The 25,316-nt window shown below is 55.9% G+C and carries 23 protein-coding genes; 10 read left to right on the top strand and 13 right to left on the bottom strand.

What is annotated here, in order from left to right; translation table 11 throughout:
• Positions 1-88 precede the first annotated feature (88 nt).
• Positions 89-1,393, top strand: a complete 1,305-nt coding sequence (locus AB8818_RS05630; RefSeq protein WP_116340643.1) for an NAD(P)/FAD-dependent oxidoreductase — start codon at positions 89-91, stop codon at positions 1,391-1,393.
• Positions 1,394-1,586: 193 nt separating this feature from the next.
• Complete coding sequence (locus AB8818_RS05625; protein ID WP_028012731.1) at positions 1,587-2,126, top strand: glycine zipper 2TM domain-containing protein; 540 nt, start codon at positions 1,587-1,589, stop codon at positions 2,124-2,126.
• 55 nt (positions 2,127-2,181) lie between these two features.
• On the opposite strand, the gene AB8818_RS05620 is transcribed toward AB8818_RS05625, so the two are convergent.
• The gene (locus AB8818_RS05620) at positions 2,182-2,817 is read right to left on the bottom strand and encodes a TetR/AcrR family transcriptional regulator (RefSeq protein WP_116340641.1); all 636 of its coding nucleotides are present in this window, start codon (positions 2,815-2,817) and stop codon (positions 2,182-2,184) included.
• 244 nt (positions 2,818-3,061) lie between these two features.
• On the opposite strand from AB8818_RS05620, the gene bhsA reads away from it, so the two are divergent.
• Positions 3,062-3,319: a multiple stress resistance protein BhsA gene (bhsA, locus tag AB8818_RS05615; protein ID WP_023332711.1), complete on the top strand. Its 258-nt coding sequence runs from the start codon at positions 3,062-3,064 to the stop codon at positions 3,317-3,319.
• A 74-nt stretch (positions 3,320-3,393) separates the two neighbouring features.
• On the opposite strand, the gene AB8818_RS05610 is transcribed toward bhsA, so the two are convergent.
• The 3 genes from AB8818_RS05610 to AB8818_RS05600 form a co-directional block, all read right to left on the bottom strand.
• Positions 3,394-4,359 (bottom strand): L,D-transpeptidase family protein, encoded by a 966-nt coding sequence (locus AB8818_RS05610; RefSeq protein ID WP_163328769.1) that lies wholly within the window; start codon positions 4,357-4,359, stop codon positions 3,394-3,396.
• A gap of 150 nt (positions 4,360-4,509) precedes the next feature.
• Positions 4,510-7,956 carry a transcription-repair coupling factor gene (gene mfd / locus AB8818_RS05605; protein WP_192981672.1) on the bottom strand — a complete coding sequence of 1,149 codons (3,447 nt, stop codon included), beginning with the start codon at positions 7,954-7,956 and terminating at the stop codon, positions 4,510-4,512.
• Between the two features lie 148 nt (positions 7,957-8,104).
• On the bottom strand, positions 8,105-9,178 hold the full coding sequence (locus AB8818_RS05600) for an acyltransferase family protein (RefSeq protein WP_163328773.1): 1,074 nt from the start codon (positions 9,176-9,178) through the stop codon (positions 8,105-8,107).
• 256 nt (positions 9,179-9,434) lie between these two features.
• Here AB8818_RS05600 and lolC point away from each other — a divergent pair, with 256 nt between their 5' ends.
• The 5 genes from lolC to cobB are packed head-to-tail and all read left to right on the top strand — an operon-like array spanning position 9,435 to position 14,374.
• The gene (lolC, locus tag AB8818_RS05595) at positions 9,435-10,634 is read left to right on the top strand and encodes a lipoprotein-releasing ABC transporter permease subunit LolC (protein ID WP_116340631.1); all 1,200 of its coding nucleotides are present in this window, start codon (positions 9,435-9,437) and stop codon (positions 10,632-10,634) included.
• Complete coding sequence (gene lolD / locus AB8818_RS05590; RefSeq protein ID WP_112781858.1) at positions 10,627-11,328, top strand: lipoprotein-releasing ABC transporter ATP-binding protein LolD; 702 nt, start codon at positions 10,627-10,629, stop codon at positions 11,326-11,328. Before lolC ends, lolD begins: the two co-directional genes overlap by 8 nt.
• Positions 11,328-12,572 carry a lipoprotein-releasing ABC transporter permease subunit LolE gene (gene lolE / locus AB8818_RS05585; protein ID WP_116340629.1) on the top strand — a complete coding sequence of 415 codons (1,245 nt, stop codon included), beginning with the start codon at positions 11,328-11,330 and terminating at the stop codon, positions 12,570-12,572. Before lolD ends, lolE begins: the two co-directional genes overlap by 1 nt.
• 54 nt (positions 12,573-12,626) lie before the next feature.
• Positions 12,627-13,538: an N-acetylglucosamine kinase gene (nagK, locus tag AB8818_RS05580; protein WP_116340627.1), complete on the top strand. Its 912-nt coding sequence runs from the start codon at positions 12,627-12,629 to the stop codon at positions 13,536-13,538.
• 14 nt (positions 13,539-13,552) lie between these two features.
• Positions 13,553-14,374 (top strand): Sir2 family NAD+-dependent deacetylase, encoded by an 822-nt coding sequence (gene cobB / locus AB8818_RS05575; protein WP_041910499.1) that lies wholly within the window; start codon positions 13,553-13,555, stop codon positions 14,372-14,374.
• A 39-nt stretch (positions 14,375-14,413) separates the two neighbouring features.
• Here cobB and potD read toward each other — a convergent pair whose 3' ends face one another.
• Genes potD through potA form a run of 4 tightly spaced genes read right to left on the bottom strand, consistent with a single transcriptional unit; the run spans position 14,414 to position 18,222 of the window.
• Positions 14,414-15,448: a spermidine/putrescine ABC transporter substrate-binding protein PotD gene (gene potD / locus AB8818_RS05570; protein ID WP_163328775.1), complete on the bottom strand. Its 1,035-nt coding sequence runs from the start codon at positions 15,446-15,448 to the stop codon at positions 14,414-14,416.
• On the bottom strand, positions 15,445-16,236 hold the full coding sequence (gene potC / locus AB8818_RS05565) for a spermidine/putrescine ABC transporter permease PotC (RefSeq protein ID WP_163328777.1): 792 nt from the start codon (positions 16,234-16,236) through the stop codon (positions 15,445-15,447). The genes potD and potC overlap by 4 nt, the downstream gene beginning before the upstream one ends.
• Positions 16,233-17,090, bottom strand: coding sequence for a spermidine/putrescine ABC transporter permease PotB (gene potB, locus AB8818_RS05560; protein ID WP_163328779.1), 858 nt, complete (start codon positions 17,088-17,090; stop codon positions 16,233-16,235). Before potB ends, potC begins: the two co-directional genes overlap by 4 nt.
• Entirely contained in the window at positions 17,074-18,222 is a 1,149-nt protein-coding gene (gene potA / locus AB8818_RS05555; RefSeq protein ID WP_166712684.1) for a spermidine/putrescine ABC transporter ATP-binding protein PotA, read from the bottom strand. The genes potB and potA overlap by 17 nt, the downstream gene beginning before the upstream one ends.
• A gap of 237 nt (positions 18,223-18,459) precedes the next feature.
• Between potA and pepT the strand changes: the two genes are divergently transcribed.
• Together pepT and AB8818_RS05545 are read left to right on the top strand one after the other, a co-directional pair.
• Entirely contained in the window at positions 18,460-19,683 is a 1,224-nt protein-coding gene (gene pepT / locus AB8818_RS05550) for a peptidase T (protein ID WP_116340617.1), read from the top strand.
• Between the two features lie 95 nt (positions 19,684-19,778).
• Positions 19,779-20,270, top strand: a complete 492-nt coding sequence (locus AB8818_RS05545; protein WP_192981669.1) for a transposase — start codon at positions 19,779-19,781, stop codon at positions 20,268-20,270.
• 85 nt (positions 20,271-20,355) lie between these two features.
• Here AB8818_RS05545 and AB8818_RS05540 read toward each other — a convergent pair whose 3' ends face one another.
• From AB8818_RS05540 to xisR, 5 genes are all read right to left on the bottom strand, one after another.
• A complete protein-coding gene (locus AB8818_RS05540) occupies positions 20,356-21,477 on the bottom strand; it encodes a cupin domain-containing protein (RefSeq protein ID WP_116340613.1) in 1,122 nt (373 codons plus the stop codon).
• 91 nt (positions 21,478-21,568) lie between these two features.
• Complete coding sequence (gene phoQ, locus AB8818_RS05535) at positions 21,569-23,032, bottom strand: two-component system sensor histidine kinase PhoQ (RefSeq protein ID WP_116340611.1); 1,464 nt, start codon at positions 23,030-23,032, stop codon at positions 21,569-21,571.
• Positions 23,033-23,704, bottom strand: coding sequence for a two-component system response regulator PhoP (phoP, locus tag AB8818_RS05530; protein ID WP_116341160.1), 672 nt, complete (start codon positions 23,702-23,704; stop codon positions 23,033-23,035).
• 73 nt (positions 23,705-23,777) lie between these two features.
• Positions 23,778-25,064, bottom strand: a complete 1,287-nt coding sequence (locus AB8818_RS05525) for an Arm DNA-binding domain-containing protein (protein WP_371199869.1) — start codon at positions 25,062-25,064, stop codon at positions 23,778-23,780.
• The gene (gene xisR / locus AB8818_RS05520) at positions 25,064-25,279 is read right to left on the bottom strand and encodes an excisionase family protein (protein WP_370972564.1); all 216 of its coding nucleotides are present in this window, start codon (positions 25,277-25,279) and stop codon (positions 25,064-25,066) included. The genes AB8818_RS05525 and xisR overlap by 1 nt, the downstream gene beginning before the upstream one ends.
• Between the last annotated feature and the right edge of the window lie 37 nt (positions 25,280-25,316).

Below are 25,316 nucleotides of genomic sequence, written 5' to 3'. Positions count from 1 at the left end.
ATGGTTTCAGTGCTGTAACCTGTTGTTAATTAAGGGTTATTTTCATAACTTTTAATTAACAATTGGTTAATAATTTGAGGGGGTCACGTTGACTACGCCATTGAAAAAGATAGTGATTGTAGGCGGTGGTGCTGGCGGGCTGGAGCTGGCGACACAGTTAGGCAAGAAGCTGGGGCGCGGTAAAAAAGCCAAAATTACGCTGGTGGATCGTAACCACAGCCACCTGTGGAAACCGCTGCTGCATGAAGTGGCGACCGGTTCTCTGGATGAGGGCGTGGACGCGCTGAGCTATCTGGCGCACGCGCGCAACCATCATTTCCAGTTCCAGCTGGGCTCGGTGGTGGATATCAACCGTGAAAGCAAAACCATCACCCTGGCAGAGCTGCGTGATGAAAAAGGCGAGCTGCTGGTTCCTGAGCGTAAACTGCCGTATGACACGCTGGTGATGGCGCTCGGCAGTACCTCCAACGACTTCAACACGCCGGGCGTTAAAGAGCACTGTATCTTCCTCGATAACCCGCACCAGGCGCGTCGTTTCCATCAGGAAATGCTGAACCTGTTCCTGAAGTACACCAGCAATCTGGGTGCGAATGGCAAGGTTAACATTGCCATTGTCGGCGGCGGCGCGACGGGCGTTGAGCTGTCCGCGGAGCTGCACAATGCGGTGAAACAGCTGCACAGCTACGGTTACAAAGGGTTAACTAACGAAGCGCTGAACGTGACGCTGGTTGAAGCGGGTGAGCGTATTCTGCCTGCGCTGCCTCCGCGCATTTCCGGCGCAGCGCACAATGAACTGACGAAACTGGGCGTGCGCGTCCTGACGCAGACCATGGTGACCAGCGCTGACGAAGGTGGACTGCACACCAAAGACGGCGAGTACATCAAAGCGGATCTGATGGTCTGGGCGGCAGGTATCAAAGCGCCTGACTTTATGAAAGAGATCGGCGGTCTGGAGACGAACCGCATTAACCAGCTGGTTACGGAGCCAACGCTGCAAACCACGCGTGACCCTGATATTTTTGCTATTGGTGACTGTGCCTCCTGCGCGCGTCCTGAAGGGGGCTTCGTGCCGCCGCGTGCTCAGGCCGCTCACCAGATGGCAAGCCTGGTGCTGCACAATATTCTGGCGCAGTACAAAGGTAAGCCAATGAAGGCGTATATCTATAAAGACCACGGTTCCCTGGTATCGCTGTCAAACTTCTCTACCGTCGGTAGCCTGATGGGTAACCTGATGCGTGGCTCGATGATGGTGGAAGGGCGCATTGCACGCTTCGTGTATATCTCCTTGTACCGTATGCACCAGATCGCGCTGCACGGCTACTTTAAAACGGGCCTGATGATGCTGGTGGGCAGAATCAACCGCGTCATTCGTCCGCGTCTGAAGCTGCACTAATCTTTCACTCCCTCCGGGCCCTCCGGGGGGAGTTTTTAGCATATCATGCTGCTCGTTGTGGATTAGGGACTTAAGAGTTCTCCTAAACACGATATATCTCTCCCCGATGTCCCCTTTTTGAGCCTTTGTCTTATTGGCGAAGCCGCGCCTCCATTGCAGAATTGTTACCAATAGCAACAAAGGAGGAAGTCCCGTGAATAAATCAATGTTGGCGGGTATAGGGATTGGTGTCGCAGCTGCGTTAGGTGTGGCAGCTGTTGCCAGTCTCAACGTTTTAGATCGCGGCCCGCAGTATGCGCAGGTGGTTTCCGCAACGCCTATTAAAGAAACCGTAAAAACCCCTCGTCAGGAGTGTCGTAACGTCTCCGTAACCCATCGTCGTCCGGTACAGGATGAAAACCGTATTGCCGGCTCTGTTCTCGGCGCGGTAGCGGGTGGGGTGATTGGTCACCAGTTCGGCGGCGGCCGGGGCAAAGATGTGGCGACCGTGGTCGGCGCGCTGGGTGGCGGCTATGCCGGTAACCAGGTGCAGGGCGCGATGCAGGATAATGATACCTACACTACGACTCAGCAGCGCTGCAAAACCGTCTATGACAAGTCGGAGAAAATGCTGGGTTATGACGTGACGTATAAAATTGGCGATCAGCAGGGCAAAATCCGCATGGATAAAGACCCGGGTACCCAAATTCCACTGGATGGAAATGGTCAGCTGGTACTGAACAACAAAGCGTAAAAAAGATGTTCTCTGAATTTAGCTCCTCATGCGCTCAGGCTGAGGAGCTTTTTTTTCAGATTTTCAGTAGCTCAGGCCACAGCCGCAGCGTGGTGTCGCTAATATTCTGCAGTTTTTCCAGCGTCGCCCCTTCACGGGCGCTGATCGACATCCCCTGCAAAATACAGCTCAGGTATTGCGCCAACAGCTGAGGATTGCATTGCGCAGGGATTTCACCGCGCTGCTGGCGCTGAGCCAGAAATGCGCTGAGCGTCTCTTCCTGCATTGCATGACGCGATTTCACCGTATTGGCGATCTCTTTCGACGCCGCCGCCAGGGTGGCAGAGGTGTTAATCATAAAGCAGCCCGCGGGCGTCTCTTTACTGGTGAAACAGGTGGCAACGGCGGTAAAGTAATCCCGTAGCGCCTGTTCAACGCTTTTCTCTTCACAAAATAGCTGCGCTTCGTGTTTCGCCGCAAAGCGCGAAATGTACCTGTCCAGCACCGCCCTGAACAGCCCCTCTTTATTGGTAAATTCAGCATAAAGCGTCGGCGCTTTGGCTCCGGTGGCTTCTACCAGATCGGAAAGCGAGGTCGCTTCATACCCATGTTGCCAGAAGAGAGTCATGGCCTTATCAAGCGCTGCATCCCTGTCAAACACTTTTGGTCGGCCACGGCTTTTCTTCGCACAACTCGTGACGTCGGTTGTCATTTGCCGTTGGTCCTCTGTTGGTTTGTTGAATGACCATTATAAAAATAAACGCTACCCACCACCAGTGCAGAATGCTTAAAAATAAATTAATCATATATGTATGAAAAATAACGACTTTAAAATTTAATTAATGCTCGTTATAAAAATATGTTGACGCGTGAGCTGGATCACACTTATGATTTACCTATCGATCGTTAACTAAATAGATAACGACCTCCAAATTCATCTGCCAAAGGTAAACATTATGAAAAACGTAAAAACCCTCATCGCTGCTGCTGTCCTGAGTTCACTCTCTTTCGCAAGCTTTGCTGCTGTACAGGTACAATCCACTCCAGCCGATCAGCATAAAGTCGGGACGATCTCTGCGTCTGCCGGGACTAACCTGGGCTCACTGGAAGATCAGCTGGCGCAAAAAGCGGAAGCAATGGGTGCAAAATCTTACCGCATCACTTCTGTGACCGGTCCTAACACCCTGCACGGCACCGCTGTAATCTACAAATAAGCCGGGCATAAACCCTCATTTATGCCACTGCAATAAAAAACGCCCTGCTCAGCAGGGCGTTTTTTATTTCTGATTTACATCGGCTGCGGGACGACATCGTGATGCCGGGTGACATTGGTCGGCATGCCTGACCGTGCCCCCATCGCGCGCTCCATCACCAGGCTATCGGTATTCGCATTCGTTTTGAAGCTCACCATCGCGGCATTCAGGTTAATGGGTAACGTCTGCGGATCGTCGCCGATATTTTTTGACAGCGGCTGGTGAATCTCAACCAGCCGCACGCCGCCTGGCTCTTCAGAGACCTTAATCGGCGTATTGATAATATTCACCTTCGTTCCCGGCGTAACGACGTTAAAAAGCGTTTTGATATCGTTATCGCGCAGACGAATACAGCCGGAGCTGACGCGCATGCCGATGCCAAAATCCGCGTTCGTCCCGTGCAGCAGGTAAACGCCACCGTACGCGGCAAGGCGGATCGCGTGGTGACCCATCGGGTTATCCGGGCCTGCCGGCACCACGGCAGGAAGATCGATGCCCTGGGCCTTATAACGGGCGCGAATGTTGGCCGTCGGCGTCCAGGTTGGGTTGGCGCGTTTATCCGAGACGGTCGTGACCATCGTCGGTGTCAGCGTATCGCCGCCCAACTGACCAATACCGATAGGGTAGACGGTAACCTCATTTTTACCCGGCGGGTAATAGTACAGACGCAGCTCCGCCAGGTTGATCACGATCCCCTCGCGCGGGGCATCCGGCAGGATAGTCTGTAACGGGATGGTCAGCACGCTGCCCGCGCGCGGGACGTACGGGTCGACGCCGGGGTTCGCCTGCAGCAGGGCCAGAAAACCGACGTTATATTTTTTGGCTATCGCTTCCAGTGAACCGCCATTGTTTTCTACCACATGAAAGCGGTTCTCGCCCACCACCTTGCTGCCGGGCGGGGGAAGGGGCCAGGTGTTTGCGCGCGCAGGAAGCGCAACCGCGACGGTGGCCGCCAGCGCAAAAAGGGTTATCCAGCGGGTAAAACGCGAAGAGGTCATCATCACCATAGTCCATATAAATGATAAGGTTATTGTTTTATAAGACGTTAAAGATAATTATGGCGAATGGGTGTGTCGGGAAGATCGGATGAAGTGCAAAGAATTTGTAAATTGTCCCCCCGGCAGCACTGCACTGAAGGGGGGAAGGGCGAGTTATGCGACGGCGTTCTCTTCCAGCTGACGCATAAAGTTACGCACCCAGTCCATGCGGGTTTTGCGCTCCGTCAGCTCCTGGGTAAATTTCAGACGGGTTGGACCATCCAGACGGAAATGCTGCGGCTGTTTTTGCAGCAGACCGATCAGCCACATCGGGTTGACGTGATTCTTCTCGGCAAACTCAATTACGCCGCCTTTTTCGTTGCCTTCAAGTTTGCGAATGCCCAGCTTCTGCGCCTGCTGGCGCAGACGCGCGATATCCAGCAGGTTTCTCGCCGCATCTGGCAGCAGGCCGAAGCGGTCAATCAGCTCCACCTTAATCTCTTCCAGCTCGTTCTCATTTTTCGCACTGGCGATACGCTTGTAGAACGACAGACGGGTATTCACATCCGGAATGAAATCGTCTGGCAGCAGGGAAGGCATGCGGAGTTCAACCTCGGTCTGCTGGCTGGTCAAATCTTCCAGAGACGGTTCACGTCCGGCCTTCAGGGCATCGACCGCGTTTTCCAGCAGCTCCATATAGAGCGAGAAGCCGATGGTCTCCATGGAGCCGCTCTGATCTTCACCCAGTAGTTCGCCGGCACCGCGGATCTCAAGATCGTGCGTGGCCAGCGCGAAGCCTGCGCCGAGATCTTCCAGCGAGGCGATGGCTTCCAGGCGCTTTTGCGCGTCGGTGGTCATCGCTTTCGGATGCGGCGTCAGCAGCCACGCGTAGGCCTGATGGTGCGAACGCCCGACGCGGCCGCGCAGCTGGTGGAGCTGGGCCAGACCAAAGTGATCCGCGCGTTCGATAATAATCGTGTTCGCGGTCGGAATGTCGATCCCGGTCTCAATGATGGTGGTACACACCAGCACGTTAAAGCGCTGGTGGTGGAAGTCGTTCATCACCCGTTCCAGCTCGCGTTCGCGCATCTGCCCGTGCCCGATGGCAACGCGCGCCTCCGGTACCAGTTCAGCCAGCCTGTCGGCGGCTTTCTGGATATTTTCGACGTCGTTATACAGGTAATACACCTGGCCGCCGCGCAGCACCTCACGCAGGATCGCCTCACGCACCACCAGATTGTCATACTCGCGGACAAAGGTTTTTACCGCCAGACGGCGCGCCGGCGGCGTGGCGATAATCGACAGATCGCGCATGCCGCTCATCGCCATGTTCAGCGTGCGCGGGATCGGCGTTGCGGTCAGGGTCAGGATGTCGACGTCCGCGCGCATCGCTTTGATGCGCTCTTTATGACGCACCCCGAAGCGGTGCTCTTCGTCAACGATCAGCAGCCCCAGATCTTTCCACTTCACGTCGCTTTGCAGCAGCTTGTGGGTGCCGATCAGAATGTCGATTTTGCCTTCGCTTGCCTGCTCCAGGATCTGCGTTTGCTCTTTTGTGCTGCGAAAACGCGACAGCATTTCTATACGTACCGGCCAGTTGGCGAAACGGTCCCGGAAGTTGTCGAAGTGCTGCTGGGCGAGCAGGGTGGTCGGCACCAGCACTGCCACCTGCTTGTTGTTTTCCACCGCAAGGAAGGCGGCGCGCATCGCCACTTCGGTTTTGCCGAAGCCGACGTCGCCGCAGACTAAGCGGTCCATTGCCAGCGGCTGGCACATGTCGCTCAGCACGGCATTAATGGCCTGGGCCTGATCCGGCGTGGTTTCAAACGGGAAGCTGTCGCAGAACAGCTGGTACTGTTCTTTGTCGTGCTTAAAGGCGAAGCCCTCTTTGGCCGCGCGCTGGGCGTAGATATCCAGCAGCTCGGCCGCCACGTCGCGCACTTTTTCCGCTGCCTTCTGGCGCGCGCGCGCCCAGGCATCGCCGCCCAGCTTGTGCAGCGGCGCGTTCTCCTCCGCACCTCCCGCGTAGCGGCTGATAAGGTGCAGGGACGAAACTGGCACATAGAGTTTGGCGTCGTTGGCGTAGGTCAGCATCAGGTACTCACCTTTGATACCGCCCGCTTCCAGCGTGGTCATCCCCTGATATCGTCCGACGCCGTGCTCCAGGTGAACAATCGGCTGGCCCGGATGCAGCTCGGCCAGGTTACGGATCAAGGTGTCCGGGTTGATGGTCCGACGGCTGTCCTGCCGACGGCGCGCGACGCGCTCGCCCAGCAGGTCGCTTTCGCAAATCAGCGCCAGGTTATTGAGCGTGTCAATGAACCCGTGCTCGGCGGCGCCAATCATCAGGTAACGACCATTCCCGGTCGCTTCGCTTAACCGCAGAATGCGCTTCGGCGCAACTTTGATGCGTCCCAGCAGCTCACCGAGCGCTTCGCGGCGGCCTTCACTCTCAACGGAAAACACGACCGGGCCGGTAAAGGACTCCAGGAACTTGCGCAGATTATCCAGCGGCGATTTCTGCTGCGCCTGAACGGCCAGGTCAGGCAGCGTCCGGAAGGCGAGGTTCGTATTGGCGGCTTTATCGGCAAGCGAGTCGGTTTTGAGCTGCATGCGCGGCCAGCGCTTCAGCTCGGCGTTAAGCTCGTCGGTGCGCAGCCACAGCGCTTCCGGCGGCAGGAGCGGACGCATCGGGTCAACGCCCCGGTTTTCGAAGCGCGCGCGGATTTCGCTTTCAAAGCGGCTGGCGCTGGCGTCGATATCGCCGGTGTTTACAATCAGCGTATTCGCCGGGAAATAGCTGAACAGGGCAGGCAGCGGCTCGTTGAAGAACAGCGGCTGCCAGTATTCGATCCCGGCCGGGAGCGTGCCTTTGCTGACCTGCTGATAGATATGTTCTGCATCACGCTTCACGTCGAACCTGTCGCGCCACTGGCTGCGGAACAGTTCGATGGCGGTTTTGTCCGTCGGGAACTCATGCGCGGGCAGTAAATTGATAGACTCCACTTCCTCCAGCGTGCGCTGGGTGTCGGCATCGAACACGCGCAGGCTGTCAATTTCATCATCAAAGAAATCCAGACGATACGGCTGGTCGCTGCCCATCGGGTAAAGGTCGAGCAACGCGCCGCGGGTCGCGTATTCCCCGTGTTCCATGACCTGATCGACATGGCGATAGCCGGCACCGTCAAGCTGGTCGCGCAGGGTGTCGCGAGACAGGCGCTGGCCTTTTTTCATCACCAGCGCGTGACCGTGCAGATAGCTGTGCGGGCAGACGCGTTGCATCAGGGTATTGACCGGCACAATCAGCACGCCGCGCTGCATGGTCGGGAGTTGATACAGGGTCGACAGGCGCGAGGAGATGATCTCCTGATGCGGAGAGAAGCTGTCATAAGGCAGCGTTTCCCAGTCGGCCAGGCTGAACACCAGGCTATCGGTGAACTGGCGGATTTCGTCGTGCAGGCGCAGGGCGTTTTGCATATCCGGGGCAACCAGTACCACCGGGCCAGGGTGCCGCTCGGCGATTTCTGCCACCAGCGTGGCGCACGCCGCGCCCGTGAGTTCACCCAGCTGACGCTGGTCGCCCGCTTTGACGGGCAAGGAATAACGATAGTGTTCAGGCATGGCTATGTCAGAGTCTCTTATGGATATACCAACAGTATTGGGGCATATCACTGATACGCAATGTCTTTATTATCCTCGATCGTTTTACATAAGCAAATCGTAACCGCACGGCAGGGCTAAACGCCCCCAAAACGGGGGCGGAGGGGCATTAACGGGTGGCAGGTGACAGGCTCCGCGTAGACGGAGGAGAGAAGAAAAGGTCTCCGAACAGTGCGGTGGAGATTTTACGCACCCCGAGCCCGGCAAGGGTACAGATAAGCAGGCTGGCAAACGGGTAGACCAGTATTAAGCACAGTTCTGCCCAGATCGGCCACAGGGCGGCATTCATCTCGCCAATCAGGATCAGGCTGAAGGCCTCTATTAATATGCGGTGGGTGGTATAGATCGCAATGGTGTTTGAGCCAATCACGTTCAGCAGGTTGTTAGGATGCACGGCATAGCGCTGCTCGAAGCTATAGAACAGCTTCATGATCAACACAATCGACAGCAGGGAAAGCAGGAGAGGAACGTTTGCAAACCACAGCACCACGGAGACGGCCGCGAAAGCGCCAGTTGCCAGCCAAGTGCGGCGCAGGTTGAAGCTTTTCATCCACGCCATCAGCTCCGCGCCATACCACGCCCCCATGCTGTAGTAGATCATGTTACGTACCACGCTGTTCATTCCCCACCACGGCAACGGCAGGAAGTTGATCGCGATGCTCGCCAGCGCCAGCAGTCCGAGTACCGGCAGCTTCCAGCGGCTAAGCAGTTTACACAGCGTGAAGTAGACCACCAGAGCATACAGATACCACAGGCTGGTGCTGGCGGTGACCATCCCCAGCACAAAGCCTGAGAACGAGTCGGCGTAGGCCGCATTCGACGAGGTGGCAAGCTCGCGGTCGGGCGCCAGCCAGGCATTCAGGTGGGTCAGCGCTTGCCATTGCAGGACGCCCCACAGCGCCAGAACCCAGACAATGCTCCAGATCCGCTTGTCGAGGCTGGTGCGCCAGTCTACCTCATCAATATAACGACGGATCAGATAGCCGGAGATAAAGAAGAAGACCGGCATACGGAACGGGGCGAGATAGAGGTTAAAATAGACCCAGCATTTCGCCAGGAGTCCAGAGAGCGGGTGTTGCAGCCCGCTCAGATGCGGGTAAAAGGTGATGACCGAATGATAGATAACCACCAGGCAGATACAGAGCCCTTTTATCTGGTTAATCCATAATGCTTTTTGCTTCATTGTTCGCGACTACCTTATTGCCATAAACGAACGAGCAATTGTTGTTAAACGAAGCCGGGATGTAACGGGTAACAGTCTGTATCAGGTGGTTTTTCGGAAAAGGTGGAGGCTGTATGGTGACGATTCAGACAATAGCACTCTGATTTATCTGAATTTTTCGGAAAAATGATTACCAAAGCTTACGGTTTCAGTCATTTACCCTTAACGGATTCGCTTATATACTCGTGGGTCTGCTATCAGCAAACAGACGGACTTCATGTATCAACCTGTCGCACTCTTCATAGGCTTACGTTACATGCGTGGGCGCGCCGCGGACCGCTTCGGTCGCTTTGTCTCCTGGCTTTCGACTATTGGCATTACGCTTGGCGTGATGGCACTGGTGACGGTACTTTCCGTTATGAATGGCTTCGAGCGCGAGCTGCAAAACAACATCCTGGGGCTGATGCCGCAGGCCGTTCTCTCCTCAACCAACGGTTCGGTGAACCCGCAACAGCTGCCGGAAAGCGCGGCGAAGTTACAGGGCGTCACGCGCGTTGCGCCGCTCACAACGGGCGACGTGGTGCTGCAAAGTGCCCGCAGCGTGGCGGTCGGCGTGATGCTGGGAATTGACCCGGCGCAAAAAGACCCGCTGACGCCGTTCCTGGTTAACGTCAAGCAGACCGATCTGGAAGCCGGAAAGTACAACGTGATTCTGGGTGAGCAGCTTGCCGGCCAGCTTGGCGTCAACCGTGGCGACCAGCTGCGCGTGATGGTGCCGTCCGCAAGCCAATTTACGCCGATGGGACGTTTGCCAAGCCAGCGCCTGTTTAACGTGGTCGGCACCTTTGCCGCCAACAGCGAAGTTGACGGCTATCAGATGCTGGTGAACATCCAGGACGCGTCACGTCTGATGCGTTACCCGGCGGGAAACATCACCGGCTGGCGCCTGTGGCTCGATCAGCCGCTGAAGGTCGATACCCTCAGCCAGCAAAAACTGCCGGACGGCACCAAATGGCAGGACTGGCGCGAGCGTAAAGGCGAACTGTTCCAGGCCGTGCGAATGGAAAAAAACATGATGGGGCTGCTGCTGAGCCTGATCGTCGCCGTGGCTGCATTTAACATTATCACATCGCTGGGCCTGATGGTGATGGAGAAGCAGGGCGAAGTCGCCATTCTGCAAACTCAGGGGCTCACGCCGCGCCAGATCATGGCGGTGTTTATGGTGCAGGGGGCCAGTGCCGGTATCATCGGCGCGCTGCTCGGCGCCGTGCTGGGGGCACTGCTTGCCAGCCAGCTTAATAACTTAATGCCGATCATCGGCGCGCTGCTTGACGGCGCGGCGCTGCCGGTGGCTATCGAGCCGCTGCAGGTGGTCGGGATTGCGCTGGCCGCGATGGCCATTGCGCTGCTTTCTACGCTTTATCCTTCCTGGCGCGCTGCCGCCACCCAACCCGCTGAGGCTTTACGTTATGAATAAGATCCTGTTGCAATGCGACAACCTGTCCAAACGCTATCAGGAAGGCACTGTGCAGACCGACGTGCTGCACAATGTGAGCTTTAGCGTGGGCGAGGGCGAGATGATGGCGATTGTCGGCAGCTCCGGCTCGGGCAAAAGTACGCTGCTGCACCTGCTGGGCGGGCTCGATACGCCAACCAGCGGCGATGTGATCTTCTCCGGCCAGCCGATGAGCAAAATGTCCTCTGCAGCGAAGGCCGAGCTGCGTAACCGCGAGCTGGGCTTTATCTACCAGTTCCACCACCTGCTGCCGGATTTCACGGCGCTGGAAAACGTGGCGATGCCACTGCTGATTGGCAAAAAGAAACCGGCAGAAATTAATGCCCGCGCCAGCGACATGCTGAAAGCGGTAGGGCTGGGGCATCGCGGTAACCATCGTCCGTCAGAGCTTTCCGGCGGCGAGCGCCAGCGCGTGGCGATTGCCCGCGCGCTGGTCAATAATCCGCGCCTGGTACTTGCGGATGAACCGACCGGTAACCTGGACGCGCGCAATGCGGACAGTATTTTCCAGCTTCTCGGCGAGCTGAACGCCTCGCAGGGGACCGCGTTTCTGGTGGTGACCCACGATCTGCAGCTGGCAAAACGCATGGGGCGCCAGCTTGAGATGCGCGACGGTCATCTGAACGCGGAACTAACCCTGATGGGGGCGGAGTAATGGCGTCACCGTTATCGTTACTCATCGGGTTACGCTTTAGCCGCGGCCGCCGTCGCGGCGGCATGGTGTCGCTCATCTCCGTGATCTCGACCATCGGTATTGCGCTGGGCGTGGCGGTGCTGATTGTGGGCTTAAGCGCCATGAACGGCTTTGAGCGGGAGTTGAATAACCGCATTCTGGCGGTGGTGCCGCACGGGGAAATCGAGCCGGTTAACCAGCCGTGGGCCAACTGGAGCGACGCCCTGACTAAAGTGGAAAAAGTGCCCGGCATTGCGGCGGCCGCGCCCTACATTAACTTTACCGGGCTGGTAGAGAGCGGGGTAAACCTGCGCGCCATCCAGGTGAAAGGGGTCAACCCCGCCCAGGAAGCGCGACTGAGCGCGCTGCCGAACTATGTGCAGAACGGCGCGTGGGCGAACTTTAAGGCCGGCGAGCAGCAGATCATCATGGGCAAAGGCGTTGCCGATGCCCTGAAGGTGAAGCAGGGCGACTGGGTGTCAATCATGATCCCCAACGCCAGCGCTGACCACAAACTGCAGCAGCCCAAGCGCGTGCGCCTGCACGTCACCGGTATTCTCCAGCTGAGCGGCCAGCTTGACCATAGCTTTGCGATGGTGCCGCTGGAAGATGCGCGCCAGTATCTCGACATGGGCGACAGCGTGACGGGCATTGCCATTAAGGTGAACGACGTCTTTAACGCCAACAAACTGGTGCGCGATGCCGGCAGCGTCACCAATAACTATGTCTATATCAAAAGCTGGATCGGTACTTACGGGTATATGTACCGTGATATCCAGATGATCCGCGCGATTATGTATCTGGCGATGGTGCTGGTGATTGGCGTGGCGTGCTTTAATATCGTCTCGACGCTGGTGATGGCGGTTAAGGACAAGAGCGGCGACATCGCCGTGCTGCGTACCCTCGGGGCAAAAGACGGTCTTATTCGCGCCATCTTCGTCTGGTATGGTTTGCTGGCGGGGCTGTTCGGCAGCCTGTGCGGCGTGGTGATTGGCGTGGTGGTTTCCCTGCAGCTGACGCCGATTATCAACGGAATTGAAAAGCTTATCGGCCACCAGTTCCTGTCCGGTGACATCTATTTTATTGACTTCCTGCCGTCTGAACTGCACTGGCTGGACGTTTTTTATGTGCTGCTTACAGCACTTTTACTGAGTCTGCTGGCAAGCTGGTATCCGGCGCGTCGCGCAAGCCGAATCGATCCGGCGAGGGTATTAAGTGGCCAGTAATTACGTCATGGTGTAGCGGTCCTGAGGCCGCTATGTCAGAAAGAGGAATGCACTATGTATTATGGATTTGATATTGGCGGCACCAAGATTGCGCTCGGCGTGTTTGATAAAAACCTCAAACTGCAGTGGGAAACCCGCGTTCCCACCCCGCGCGAAAGCTACGATGAATTTTTAACCGCCATTGCCGCGCTGGTTGCGCAGGCGGATGAACGCTTTGGCGTGAAAGGTAGCGTCGGTATCGGGATCCCGGGGATGCCCGAAACCGATGACGGCACGCTGTATGCCGCCAACGTGCCTGCCGCCAGCGGTAAACCGCTGCGCGCCGATCTTTCAGCCCTCCTTGAACGCGACGTGCGTTTAGACAACGATGCCAACTGCTTTGCCCTCTCTGAAGCCTGGGACGATGAGTTCCGTCAATATCCGCTGGTGATGGGGCTGATCCTCGGTACCGGCGTCGGCGGGGGGATTGTCATCAACGGTAAGCCGATTACCGGGCGCAGCTACATCACCGGGGAATTTGGTCATATCCGCCTGCCGGTGGATGCGCTGGAGGTGGTGGGGCGCGATTTTCCGCTGACCCGCTGCGGCTGCGGCCAGCACGGCTGTATTGAGAACTACCTCTCCGGCCGCGGGTTTGCATGGCTTTACGAACACTTCTATCATCAGAAACTTGAGGCCCCTCAAATCATTACCCTGTGGGAGCAGGGGGATGCGCAGGCGCGTGAACACGTCGAGCGCTATCTGGATCTGCTGGCGGTGTGTCTGGGAAATATTCTCACCATCGTCGACCCGGATCTGCTGGTGATCGGGGGAGGGCTATCAAACTTTACCGCGATTACGGAAAGGTTGTCCGGGCGTCTGCCCCGACATTTATTGCCGGTCGCCCGCGTGCCGCGTATTGAACGTGCGCGCCACGGGGACGCAGGAGGCATGCGCGGAGCCGCATTCCTTCATCTCACCGATTAGTTTACGAGGTCTTTATGCTGTCGCGTCGCCAGGGTCGACTCAGCCGTTTTCGCAAAAACAAACGCCGCTTACGAGAGCGCTTGCGCCAGCGGATCTTTTTCAGAGACAGAATAATGCCAGAAGCGATGGATAAACCCAGAGTGGTGGTGCTGACCGGCGCGGGGATCTCCGCCGAGTCAGGAATTCAGACCTTCCGTGCAGCGGACGGGCTGTGGGAAGAGCACCGTGTCGAGGACGTGGCGACGCCGGAAGGCTTTGCCCGCGATCCGGATCTCGTGCAGGCGTTTTACAACGCTCGCCGCCGGCAGCTTCAGCAGCCTGAGATTGCGCCGAATGCGGCGCATCTGGCGCTGGCGAAGCTGGAAGAGGCGCTGGGGGATCGTTTTCTGCTGGTGACGCAGAATATCGATAACCTGCACGAGCGGGCCGGAAACAAGAACATCATCCACATGCACGGTGAGCTGCTCAAGGTTCGCTGCGCCTGGAGCGGTCAGGTGCTGGACTGGAAAGAGGACGTGCTGCCGGAAGACAAATGCCACTGCTGCCAGTTCCCGTCGCGCCTGCGTCCGCACGTGGTCTGGTTTGGCGAAATGCCGCTGGGGATGGATGAGATCTACAGCGCGCTGGCGATGGCGGACGTGTTTATTGCTATTGGCACATCGGGTCACGTTTACCCGGCGGCGGGGTTTGTTCACGAAGCGCGACTGCACGGGGCGCATACGGTCGAGCTCAATCTGGAGCCAAGCCAGGTGGGCAGCGAGTTTGAAGAGAAGCAATACGGCCTGGCGAGTGAAGTCGTGCCGGCCTTTGTGGATAAGCTTCTGAAGGGGCTGTAAGAGTAACGGGCGACGCTGCGTCGCCCGTTATGTATTGCATTAACGACCTGCTTTTAACTTCTGATAATACTCTTCGTAAAGGCGACTCGCGTCACCAACGTCGTTCTGCCATTCACCTTTGCTGATGGTGTCGGCGTCCGGATAGAGTGACTTATCGTTAGCCACGTCAGGCTTCAGCAGCTTGCGGGCGGCCAGGTTTGGCGTCGGGTAGCCAATCGTCTCGGCAACCTGTTTCGCCACGTCCGGGCGCAGCAGGAAGTTGATCAGCTTCAGCGCGCCGTCCACGTTCTTCGCGTTGGCCGGGATCGCAAGGCTATCCATCCAGAAGATGCCGCCTTCCTTCGGCCAGACCACCTCCAGCGGCGTACCGGCCTGGCGGGCAACATACGCAGAGCCGTTCCACACCATCCCCAGGTTCACTTCACCTTCCATATACGGGTTTGCCGGGTTATCTGAGTTGAATGCCGCCACGTTAGGCATCAGCTTTTTCAGCTCGTTGTAAGCCGCATCGATCTCTTTCGGATCGGTGGTATTACCGGAAAAGCCGAGTTTACGCAGCGCGATCTGGAATACTTCGCGCGCATCGTCGGTTAACAGCAGGCTGCCTTTGTATTCCGGTTTCCACAGGTCGGCCCAGCCGGTGACCGTTTTCGGATCGATGGCCTCGCTGTTAACGCCAATCGCCGTTGCCCCCCAGATGTAAGGAATGGAGTAGTCATTATTCGGGTCGAACGGCTTGTTGAGCATCTCAGGATCGAGGTTTGAAAAATGGGTTAGCTTCGTTTTATCGATCTTCTGGATCATCCCCTCTTTGCGCATTTTGTCGACAAAGTAAGTGGAGGGAACGACCAGATCGTATGCACCGTCTTTATAGGTTTTCAGCTTGGCGTACATGGTTTCATTCGACTCGTAGGTCGAGTAGATAACCTTAATGCCAGTCTCTTTGGTGAACTGCTCCAGCAGGCCCGGCGGCACATACTCGGTCCAGTTGTAGAAGTAGAGCGTTTTGCTGTCATCAGCGTGCGCGGCACCCATGCCAAGCACCAGCGCCGCAGCGGCGAGCATTTTTTTCATTTCATTGTCCCCTGAGATTTTGTTTTATCACGAGCAATAACCTGGCTGGCGATCACCAGAACCAGCGAAAACACCAGCAGAATGGTCGCCAGCGCGTTCACCTCTGGCGACACGCCGACTTTGACCATCGAATAGATCTTCAACGGCAGAATTTCGTAGCTCGGCCCGGTCACGAAGGAGGAGACCACCACGTCATCCATCGACAGCGTAAAGCTGAGCAGCCATCCGGCCGCCACGGCGGGCATCGCCAGCGGCAGGATGATTTTGCGCAGGATGGTCATTTCGCTGGCACCCAGATCCTTCGCCGCCTCCAGCATGCGCACGTCGAACCCTTTCAGGCGCGCGAAAACGGTCACCACCACAAACGGCAGGCAGAAGGTGATATGGGAAAACAGCAGCGACCAGAAGCCAAGCTGTACGCCCAGCAGCATAAACAGCACCAGCAGCGAAATCGCCATCACGATGTCCGGCGACATCATCACCACAAACAGCATGCCGCTGACGAACGGCTTGCCGCGAAAGCGATAGCGGTACAGCGCCACGGCGGTGAGGGAGCCAATCAGCGTGGCGAAGGTGGCGGAGACGATCGCCATCGTCAGCGAGTGCTGGGCAGCCTGCAGCAGGCTGTCGTTGTTCATCAGCAGGCTGTACCAGCTGGTGGTAAAGCCCTGCCAGTTAATCCCGAACCGCGAGCTGTTAAAAGAGTTCACGATTAAAATGATAATCGGGATATAAAGATAGGCGTAGATGGCGGTCATAAAACCGCCGCGAAGCAGTCGACCGATCATTCGAGTTCCACCCTTTTATTCAGCAGGCGCGAGGCGCGCCAGTAGACCAGCAGCATCAGCCCCATCACTACCGTCAGCGTAATGCTTGTCGCGGAACCGAACGGCCAGTCGCGGATGTTCAGGAACTGACTCTTAATCACGTTACCGATCAGCAGGTTTTTCGCTCCGCCCATCAGGTCGGACACGTAGAACAGGCCCATCGCCGGAAGCATTACCAGCAGACAGCCGGCAATAATGCCGGGCATGGTCAGCGGAATAATAATGCGGATGAAGGTCTGAAGCTTGTTAGCCCCCAGGTCTTTTGCCGCCTCCAGTAGCGGTTTATCAAGCTTCTCGATGCTGGAGTAGAGCGGCATCACCATAAACGGCAGCAGGATATAGACCAGACCAACGATCACCGCGCTCGGGGTAAACATGATGCGTATCGGCGTATCGATCACTCCCAGCCACAGCAGAAATTCATTGAGGTAGCCTTTGGTGCTGAGGAAGATTTTCAGCCCGTAGATGCGAATCAGCGAGTTAGTCCAGAACGGCACAATCAGCAGAAACAGCAGCAGCGGGCGCACCTTCTGTGGCAGCCTGGCCAGGAACCATGCGAAAGGGTACCCTAGTAGCAGGCAGGCCACGGTAGCCATCAGCGCCATATTAAGCGAGTGCAGTAGCACGTCGAAATAGAGCGGGTCGAGCAGGCGCGCGTAGTTGTCCAGCGTAAAGACCAGCGAAACGAAGTTTGTATCGTCCCGGGTCAGGAAGCTGGTGGCAACGATCATCAGGTTGGGTAAAAAGACAAACAGCACAAGCCAACCGACGATAGTGGCAATCACCACCTTCTGGAACTTACTTGTGTTCTTCATCAGCCAGCACAACCTCCCAGCTTTCTACCCAGTTAATAACCATTTTCTGGTCGAGAGAGTGGTCGAAGTCAGGATCGTCCTCGTTAAAGAATTCGCTGACCATTACCATTTTGCCGTTCTCCAGCTCGACGACAGATTCCAGCGTCATCCCTTTGTAGTTGCGCTCACGGATATAGCCGATTAACCCTTCGGCCTCGGTATTGCCGTGAATTTCATCGACGCGCAGATCTTCCGGGCGCAGCAGAACGTTGAGCTTTTGTCCCTTTTCGACGGGGAAATTCACCGTGATATTGCACTCGCGTCCTTCAACGCTGGCGCGCACGCGCTGGTCGTCCAGACGCTCAATCACCGTGGCGTTAAAGATATTGATTTCGCCAATGAAGCTGGCGACAAACAGGTTTTTCGGCTCTTCGTAGATTTCGCGCGGCGTACCGTCCTGCTCAATCTTGCCGTCGCGCATCACCACGATACGGTCTGACATGGTCAGTGCCTCTTCCTGGTCGTGGGTGACGAAGACAAAGGTGATGCCAAGCTTGCGCTGTAGCGCTTTCAGCTCGTTCTGCATCTGCTTGCGCAGCTTGTAGTCCAGCGCGGAGAGGGATTCATCCAGCAGAAGCAGGCGCGGTTTATTGACCACGGCGCGGGCAATCGCAACGCGCTGCTGCTGACCGCCGGAGAGCTGGTGGGGCTTACGCTGGGCAAACGCTTCCAGCTGTACCATGCGCAGGGCGTCGGTGACGCGCGGTTCAATCTCATTAGCCGGGGTCTTTTGCATCCGCAGGCCAAACGCCACGTTCTCAAACACGGTCATGTGCGGGAACAGGGCATAGCTCTGAAAGACGGTATTGACGTGGCGATCTTCGGCAGGAACCTGGGTTATGTCCTGGTTCTCAAGATGGATGCGGCCATTATCAACGCTTTCCAGCCCGGCGATAAGGCGCAGTACGGTGGTTTTGCCGCAGCCGGAAGGGCCAAGCAGCGTAAGAAACTCACCATCATTGATGGTCAGGTTGAGGTCGGAAATGACGTCTTTGCCATCAAAGCTTTTACGAATTCGTTCCAGTTGCACCAGCGGTGAACGAGAACGGGATTGTGTATTCAATTTTTGCGCTGTCCCATATAGACGCCTCAGGCAGCAGACTGAAGCGGGGTTTGTGTGTAACCACCTTGGTGACTCGTAATGAGGGCGGACATTCTACGGCAATCCCCCGTAATCGCCAATCCTTGTCACTGATTCATAAGCTACATTTATTAACGCATAAAGATATAAACGTAAAAAGTTCTCGTTTGCGGGATAAAAGTGACCTGACGCAATATTTGCGTTTTGATGCTTATTGATAATGTTGTCACGAAAAGTGAGGGTGACTGCATGGATAAATTACTTGAGCGTTTTTTACAGTATGTTTCGCTGGATACCCAATCTAAGCCGGGTGTCCGCCAGGTGCCAAGCACCGAAGGCCAGTGGAAGTTGTTAAACCTGCTTAAAGAGCAGCTTGACGCCATGGGGCTGGTCAACGTCACGTTAAGCGAAAAAGGCACTGTGATGGGAACGCTGCCGGCGAATGTGCCGGGTGATATTCCGGCGATTGGCTTTATCTCCCATGTCGACACCTCTCCGGATTTTAGCGGTAAACATGTTAACCCGCAGATCGTGGAAAACTACCGCGGCGGCGATATTGCGCTGGGTATTGGCGACGAAGTGCTGTCTCCGGTGATGTTCCCGGTGCTGCACCAGTTGCTCGGCCAGACGCTGATCACCACCGACGGTAAAACGCTGCTGGGGGCGGATGACAAGGCGGGCATCGCGGAGATCATGACCGCGCTGGCGGTGCTGAAAGAGAAAAATATCCCGCACGGAGATATCCGCGTGGCCTTTACGCCGGACGAAGAGGTCGGCAAAGGCGCGAAGCACTTCGACGTGGAAGCCTTTAACGCGCAGTGGGCCTATACCGTTGACGGCGGCGGCGTCGGTGAACTGGAGTATGAAAACTTCAATGCCGCGTCCGTCACGATCAAAATTGTCGGTAACAACGTTCACCCCGGTTCGGCGAAAGGCGTCATGGTGAACGCCTTGTCGCTGGCGTCGCGTATTCATGCGGAAGTCCCGGCGGAAGAGAGCCCTGAACAGACCGAAGGTTACGAGGGCTTTTATCACCTCACCAGCATCAAAGGCACCGTGGACAGCGCGCAGATGCACTACATCATCCGCGATTTCGACCGCAAAGCCTTTGAGGCCCGCAAGCGCAAGATGATGGAGATCGCTAAGAAGGTTGGTAAAGGATTACACCCTGATTGCTATATTGAGCTCATTATCGAAGATAGCTATTACAATATGCGCGAGAAGGTGATGGCCCATCCGCACATTCTTGATATCGCCCAGCAGGCGATGCGCGACTGTGATATTGAACCGCAGCTGAAGCCGATTCGCGGCGGCACCGACGGTTCTCAGCTGTCGTTTATGGGACTGCCGTGCCCGAACTTGTTTACCGGTGGCTATAACTACCACGGCAAGCATGAGTTTGTGACGCTGGAAGGGATGGAAAAAGCAGTGAAGGTGATAGTGCGGATAGCGGAACTTACTGCAAAAGGCTAAAAAACGCCCGGTGGCGCTAGGCTTACCGGGCCTACATTCGGATCGTAGGTCGGGTAAGGCGAAGCCGCCACCCGACAATGAGGCAAGGAGTGCCCATGTCAAACTATCGTCGCCACTACATCCCCGGCGGTACATGGTTTTTCACCGTAAACCTGCAAAACCGCCAGAGCGATTTGCTTACCCGTTATATCGACAGTCTGCGCGCTGCCACCTCTTTGGTTAAACGTGCAAAGCCGTTCACGATCAACGCATGGGTTATTCTGCCTGAGCATATGCACTGTATCTGGACCTTACCGGAAGGAGATAGCGACTTTTCGGCACGCTGGCGGGATATCAAAAAAACGTTTAGCCGCAACATCGACATGCGCCACGTATGGCAGCCGCGTTTCTGGGAGCACACCATTCGCAATGAAAAGGATTACCTGCGACATATGGATTACGTCTACATCAATCCGGTGAAGCATGGCTATGTCAGTAAGGTTATTGACTGGCCTTTTTCAACGTTTCATCGCGATGTGGCTGAAGGGGTGTATCCGGTGGATTGGGCGGGAGAGATCGAGGATTTTGCGGCGGGTGAGCGGAAGTGAAAAGCCGGGTGGCGGCTACGCCTTACCCGGCCTACATTCGGATCGCAGGCCCGGTAAGCGAAGCGCTACCGGGCATTAAAGCAACTCAGTCCTCAAAGAACCAGTACCCGCTGTTGACCAGCGCGGCCAGCATCGCGAGGAAGGACGGGTCTTCCAGCGCATCGCCAAAGGTGTCGGCAGTCAACACCAGATGGCTGGCAATGGCTTCCAGCGCCGGTCGGTGCGGAGAGTCCAGCTTCTCGCCGTTGACGAACACCTCTTCACCAATACGCAGCACGCGCAATCCGCCCAGACGTACCAGCTTGTCGCCTTGCTGGAGCGCATCGTAAATCTCGTCCGCCTGATACGGCGGCTCCGGTGGCGCAACGTCCAGCTCGTGGCGGGACTGGCTGATAAACTCGCCAAACCATTGTTTAAAGTGTTCCGGCTCGTTGATCAGATCCAGCATCATGCCGCGCAGTTTATCCAGCTCTTCTGGCACGATATCTGCCGGATGCTCTCGCGCAGGTACATCCGGATCGCTGTAGCGATAGCTGCCCAGCTCGCGCTGCAGAACATAGTCGGCAAAGCCGCTGATCATCTCGCGGCCGCTCGGCGCGCGGAATCCAACGGAGTAGTTCAGCGAGTTCTCCAGGGAGTAACCTTCATGAGGGAATCCCGGCGGAATGTAGAGGATATCGCCCGGCTCCAGCTCTTCGTCGATAATTCCTTCGAACGGATCCACCTGAAGCAGATCCGGGTGCGGGCAGTGCTGTTTCATTGGCACTTTTTCGCCCACGCGCCAGCGGCGGCGGCCCGTACCCTGAATGATAAACACGTCGTACTGGTCCAGATGCGGACCCACGCCGCCGCCCGGTACAGAGAAGGAGATCATCAGATCGTCCATTCGCCAGTCGGGCAGGGCGCGGAACGGGCGCATTAGCGCGGCAGTTGGCTCGTGCCAGTGGTTGACCGCCTGTACCAGCAGCGACCAGTTGCTTTCGCCGAGGTGATCGTAGCTTTCGAAAGGACCGTGGCTGACCTGCCATTTCCCGTCCTGGTGGCTGACCAGGCGGCTGTCGACTTCGTTTTCCATGGCCAGACCGGCCAGCTCGTCAGGCGAGATAGGGTCGACAAAGTTGCTGAACCCGCGTTTCAGAACCACCGGGCGCTTTTGCCAGTAACGTTCGATAAACTCGGGCCAGTTAAGTGTTAAGTGATAATCCATATTTTTTTATTCCGCAGGCTCTTACTGACTCGGATTATAACGGAAGCTCAGGCCCCCGGCTGCGAGATCCTCGCATTTTTCACATAACGGGTTAACTATCGTCCGAAGTGGGCTGCTGTCGACCAAAAATCACTTCCATTCTGGCCCCACCCAGCAAGCTTTCGCTGGTTTCGATTTTGCCATCGTACTGGTCGACAATCTCGCGGGCCACGGCTAATCCCACCCCCTGACCGGGACGCAGCGTATCCGCTCGCTGACCGCGATCGAACACCACATCACGTTTATTGCGCGGGATCCCCGGGCCATCATCCTCGACGATAATATGTAATTCGTTATCCGTCTGGCGCGCCGACACTTCCACAAACTCCAGGCAGTACTTGCAGGCGTTATCCAACAGGTTGCCCATCACTTCCATAAAGTCATTTTTTTCGCCGACAAAGCTAATCTCAGGCGAAATATCGAGGCTGATATTCACCCCTTTACGCTGATACACCTTGTTGAGTGCGGACGTGAGATTATCCAGCAGCGGGGCTACCGGGTGCAGCTCGCGGCTCAGGAGCGCGCTGCCGGAACGCATGCTGGCGCGGTGCAGATAATAGCCAATTTGCTGCGAGATTCGGCTGATCTGTTCCAGCATCACCGGCTCGGCATCGTCGACGCTCAGCTTTGAGCTGCGCATTGAACGCAGGGTGCTTTGCATCACGGCCAGCGGTGTTTTCAGGCTGTGCGTGAGGTCGGTCAGGGTCGTACGGTACTTATCATAGCGTTCACGCTCGCTTTTCAGCAGGCGATTGAGGTTACGCACCAGGCTGGTCAGCTCACGGGTGGTTTCCGGGTTGAGCTTTTCACGATGATGTTCCTCAAGCTCTCGCACCTCTCGTGCCAGGGACTCAATAGGACGCAAGCTCCACCACGCCGCCACCCAAAGCAGCGGGATCACCAGCAGCAGGTTTGCGGCGAGAACATAAACGAACCAGCCCCAGACCTTATAGGAACGTTTTAGCTCAACCGGGATGGTGTCAATCACCACAATGGTCAACTGCGGCATGTTCATGGTCGCCGGGTAGATATTGATCGCCACCGAGTGCGTCATCTCCGTCTCGGCATCGTCAGCGCGGATTTCATTGAGCTTTTGCTGCATCGAGCGATCTTCGCGAATCAGGGTGCTGGTGGTGTTGAGATCGGCTTCAATCTCATGAAATCCGTTGGTTTTGAGCCATTCAGGACGAATGCTATTCACCAGCCACGGAATATCGCGCTGCGCCCAAAGCAACTTTCCCTTTTCGTTATAAATCATGGCCAGGGTTGGGCTCTGCTGATTCAGATTCTCCGGCATTTCAACGGTGATGTGGTTGTCTTCCCATTTCGCCAGGGTATAAAACAGATTGCTTTCGCCGCGTAACAGACGAAAGGTCGTTTTATCGAAGCTGACGCTGTACCCTACGAGGGCGACCATACCGTAGGAGAGCGACAGCACCAACACCACCGCGGCCGTAGCCAGTAAAAAGCGAACCCGCAGCGAGAGGGGCAGAATATGGCGCAAAATCCGTCTCATTTAGCGTAATTCAAACAGGTAGCCCTGACCGCGGACGGTGGTAATCACATCCTGCGGATACTGCGCCTGAATTTTCTTACGCAAACGCCCCATCAGCACGTCGATGGTGTGACTCTCGCGCAGCTCAGCGTCAGGGTAGAGCTGGAGCATTAAGGAGTCTTTGCTCACTACCTTGCCGCTGTTACGGATCAGCGTTTCCATAATGGTGTATTCGAATGCGGTCAGCTTGATCGCTTCATCGTTAATTGAGAGCTCGCGCCGGGAGAGATCCACCTGGAAAGGCGGAATGGAGATAACCTGTGAAGCCAGCCCGCTGTTGCGGCGTAACAGCGCCTGCATGCGCGCCGCCACTTCTTCAATATGGAACGGTTTGGTGACGTAATCATCCGCACCGGCGCTGAGCACTTCAACTTTGTCCTGCCAGCCTTCGCGTGCCGTCAGAACCAGAACCGGCAGAGAAACATCATGGCTGCGCCAGCGACGAATTAACGACAGGCCGTCTTCATCAGGCAGGCCTAAATCGACAATGGCGATGTCCGGCAGGTGTTCATTGAGATAATAATCGGCTTCTTTTGCATCTTCAGCATCGTCCACCTGATGTCCCATCTCCTGAAGCTGAACCTTCAGGTGGTGGCGTAGCAATGCGTTATCCTCAACAACCAGTACGCGCATCATCTTTTCTCCGGGAATAAATAGTATGAATAGTTTAACGCTGATTATGTAGTTTGAAACCAGCGTCATGAAATTAAATGACTTTTTTAATGTTCCCAATACCTTGGGGGCGTCCTGGGGGCATAGCTGTCGGCATCTGATTGTTCAGCATATTGACCTGATCCTGGTTCATATCGCCGATCCACTTCGAGTAAACCTCATACACCATACGCGCGTCCTCATGGCCCATCTGGCTGGCGATAAAGGAAGGGTTAGCACCGGCCATAAGCGTCCAGCAGGCGTATGTATGGCGGGACTGATAAGGGTTTCTCTCACGTATTCCAGAAAGTTTAGTTCCCCGTTTCCATCCATACGAAATCGAATTTTTGGAAAAAAAGCTCTCATTCACTGACGATTTCTTTTCAGGAGTAAATACAAAACGCAGATTTTGCGGCTCGGTTTTGCCAATTTCACGGTGATGGAAAACGATCTGCTGTCTTGGGTTATTGCCGGTGATTTCGAACTGCTCGAGCAGCGCATCATGAGCAGGCTTAAGCAGTGTAATCGTTCTGATGCCTGCATCTGTTTTTGGCGGCACAAACACCCGCTTGTTCGTCAGGCTTCTTGATACGTGAATCTCACCTTTCCTCAGATCGATATCCTCCCACGCCAGAGCACAAATCTCGCCGGGCCTCATTCCCGTATGGACGGCTACAATGATGATCAAAGCCAGTTTTCGGGGAAGGGCGGCAATCAGTGCCTGGTACTCATGAAGTAGAAGCGGATCGGGGTCTGCCTTAGATAGCTTGAGCCTGGACACGCCCTCATAAGGAGCGTGTAATATAAACTGACTTCGATTCGCAAGCTTCAGCATTTCTGATAAAACCGCCATCTGTTTATTGACTGTTGAGGGCGCGCGTCCCTTTTTAACCAGATTAGGCATTGATGGGTTTAATACGCTGCCGGTCAGCAGCTCTTTACGGTAATTCAGGATGTCGGCGTGCTGAATATCAGCAAGGGGAGTATTTTCTCCCACAACACGCTTCAGGGTATTAACTGCAGATGTGAGAGAGTGCAGTGTTGCCCCTGACACCTCCAGCGCTTTTGTATCAATGAAAAAATCGCTCAGCTCTTTAAACGTCGTGATCCGCTTAGTTGATGAGAATTTTTTAAGAGCCTTCGATTCAGGGAAGCGCGCCGCGTAGTCGAACTGGCCGAACTGTATCTCACTCACGATGGCGGCGCGAAGGTTTCCAGCCTTCTTGATGTTGCTGCTGTTAACCACCCAGCCACGGAGAACTTCGCGGCAGCGAATGCCGCGATAGGTAAACGTGATCCTTATTTTTCCGTTATGAAGTTCAACGCCGGTTGGAAAGTTCATCATGCTTCCTGAATAAATCTATTAATCAGCGGGAAGTTGTACCAGACCAAAGCGCGTTTGTTTTCTCCGCCGGGTACCGCGGGTACTCGCTTAAAATGAACCCCTTCAATCCAGCATCCGAGGCGATAAGCTTTTATTTGCCTGTCATCCAGCCCCGTTTTTTCAGTTAGCTTTCCCGCCACCATCCACTCTTCATCAAAAATGATTTGCGCCATGCTTAACTCCATGACGCCGCCACGATATCGCAGCGGC

Origin of the sequence: Enterobacter sp. KB-280D8, assembly GCF_041399405.1 — a bacterium.
GTDB classification, from domain to species: domain Bacteria; phylum Pseudomonadota; class Gammaproteobacteria; order Enterobacterales; family Enterobacteriaceae; genus Enterobacter; species Enterobacter cloacae_N.
The sequence above is the reverse complement of the archived record's forward strand: the minus strand, read 5'-3'. Positions and strand labels throughout refer to the sequence as shown.

Bases quoted from the DNA above. Each gene is read 5' to 3' on its own strand.
- AB8818_RS05620 (WP_116340641.1), bottom strand. From the start codon at position 2,817: ATGACAACCGACGTCACGAGTTGTGCGAAGAAAAGCCGTGGCCGACCA.
- bhsA (WP_023332711.1), top strand. From the start codon at position 3,062: ATGAAAAACGTAAAAACCCTCATCGCTGCTGCTGTCCTGAGTTCACTC.
- AB8818_RS05610 (WP_163328769.1), bottom strand. From the start codon at position 4,359: ATGATGACCTCTTCGCGTTTTACCCGCTGGATAACCCTTTTTGCGCTG.
- mfd (WP_192981672.1), bottom strand. From the start codon at position 7,956: ATGCCTGAACACTATCGTTATTCCTTGCCCGTCAAAGCGGGCGACCAG.
- AB8818_RS05600 (WP_163328773.1), bottom strand. From the start codon at position 9,178: ATGAAGCAAAAAGCATTATGGATTAACCAGATAAAAGGGCTCTGTATC.
- lolC (WP_116340631.1), top strand. From the start codon at position 9,435: ATGTATCAACCTGTCGCACTCTTCATAGGCTTACGTTACATGCGTGGG.
- lolD (WP_112781858.1), top strand. From the start codon at position 10,627: ATGAATAAGATCCTGTTGCAATGCGACAACCTGTCCAAACGCTATCAG.
- lolE (WP_116340629.1), top strand. From the start codon at position 11,328: ATGGCGTCACCGTTATCGTTACTCATCGGGTTACGCTTTAGCCGCGGC.
- nagK (WP_116340627.1), top strand. From the start codon at position 12,627: ATGTATTATGGATTTGATATTGGCGGCACCAAGATTGCGCTCGGCGTG.
- cobB (WP_041910499.1), top strand. From the start codon at position 13,553: ATGCTGTCGCGTCGCCAGGGTCGACTCAGCCGTTTTCGCAAAAACAAA.
- potD (WP_163328775.1), bottom strand. From the start codon at position 15,448: ATGAAAAAAATGCTCGCCGCTGCGGCGCTGGTGCTTGGCATGGGTGCC.
- potC (WP_163328777.1), bottom strand. From the start codon at position 16,236: ATGATCGGTCGACTGCTTCGCGGCGGTTTTATGACCGCCATCTACGCC.
- potB (WP_163328779.1), bottom strand. From the start codon at position 17,090: ATGAAGAACACAAGTAAGTTCCAGAAGGTGGTGATTGCCACTATCGTC.
- pepT (WP_116340617.1), top strand. From the start codon at position 18,460: ATGGATAAATTACTTGAGCGTTTTTTACAGTATGTTTCGCTGGATACC.
- AB8818_RS05545 (WP_192981669.1), top strand. From the start codon at position 19,779: ATGTCAAACTATCGTCGCCACTACATCCCCGGCGGTACATGGTTTTTC.
- AB8818_RS05540 (WP_116340613.1), bottom strand. From the start codon at position 21,477: ATGGATTATCACTTAACACTTAACTGGCCCGAGTTTATCGAACGTTAC.
- phoQ (WP_116340611.1), bottom strand. From the start codon at position 23,032: ATGAGACGGATTTTGCGCCATATTCTGCCCCTCTCGCTGCGGGTTCGC.
- phoP (WP_116341160.1), bottom strand. From the start codon at position 23,704: ATGCGCGTACTGGTTGTTGAGGATAACGCATTGCTACGCCACCACCTG.
- AB8818_RS05525 (WP_371199869.1), bottom strand. From the start codon at position 25,064: ATGAACTTTCCAACCGGCGTTGAACTTCATAACGGAAAAATAAGGATC.
- xisR (WP_370972564.1), bottom strand. From the start codon at position 25,279: ATGGCGCAAATCATTTTTGATGAAGAGTGGATGGTGGCGGGAAAGCTA.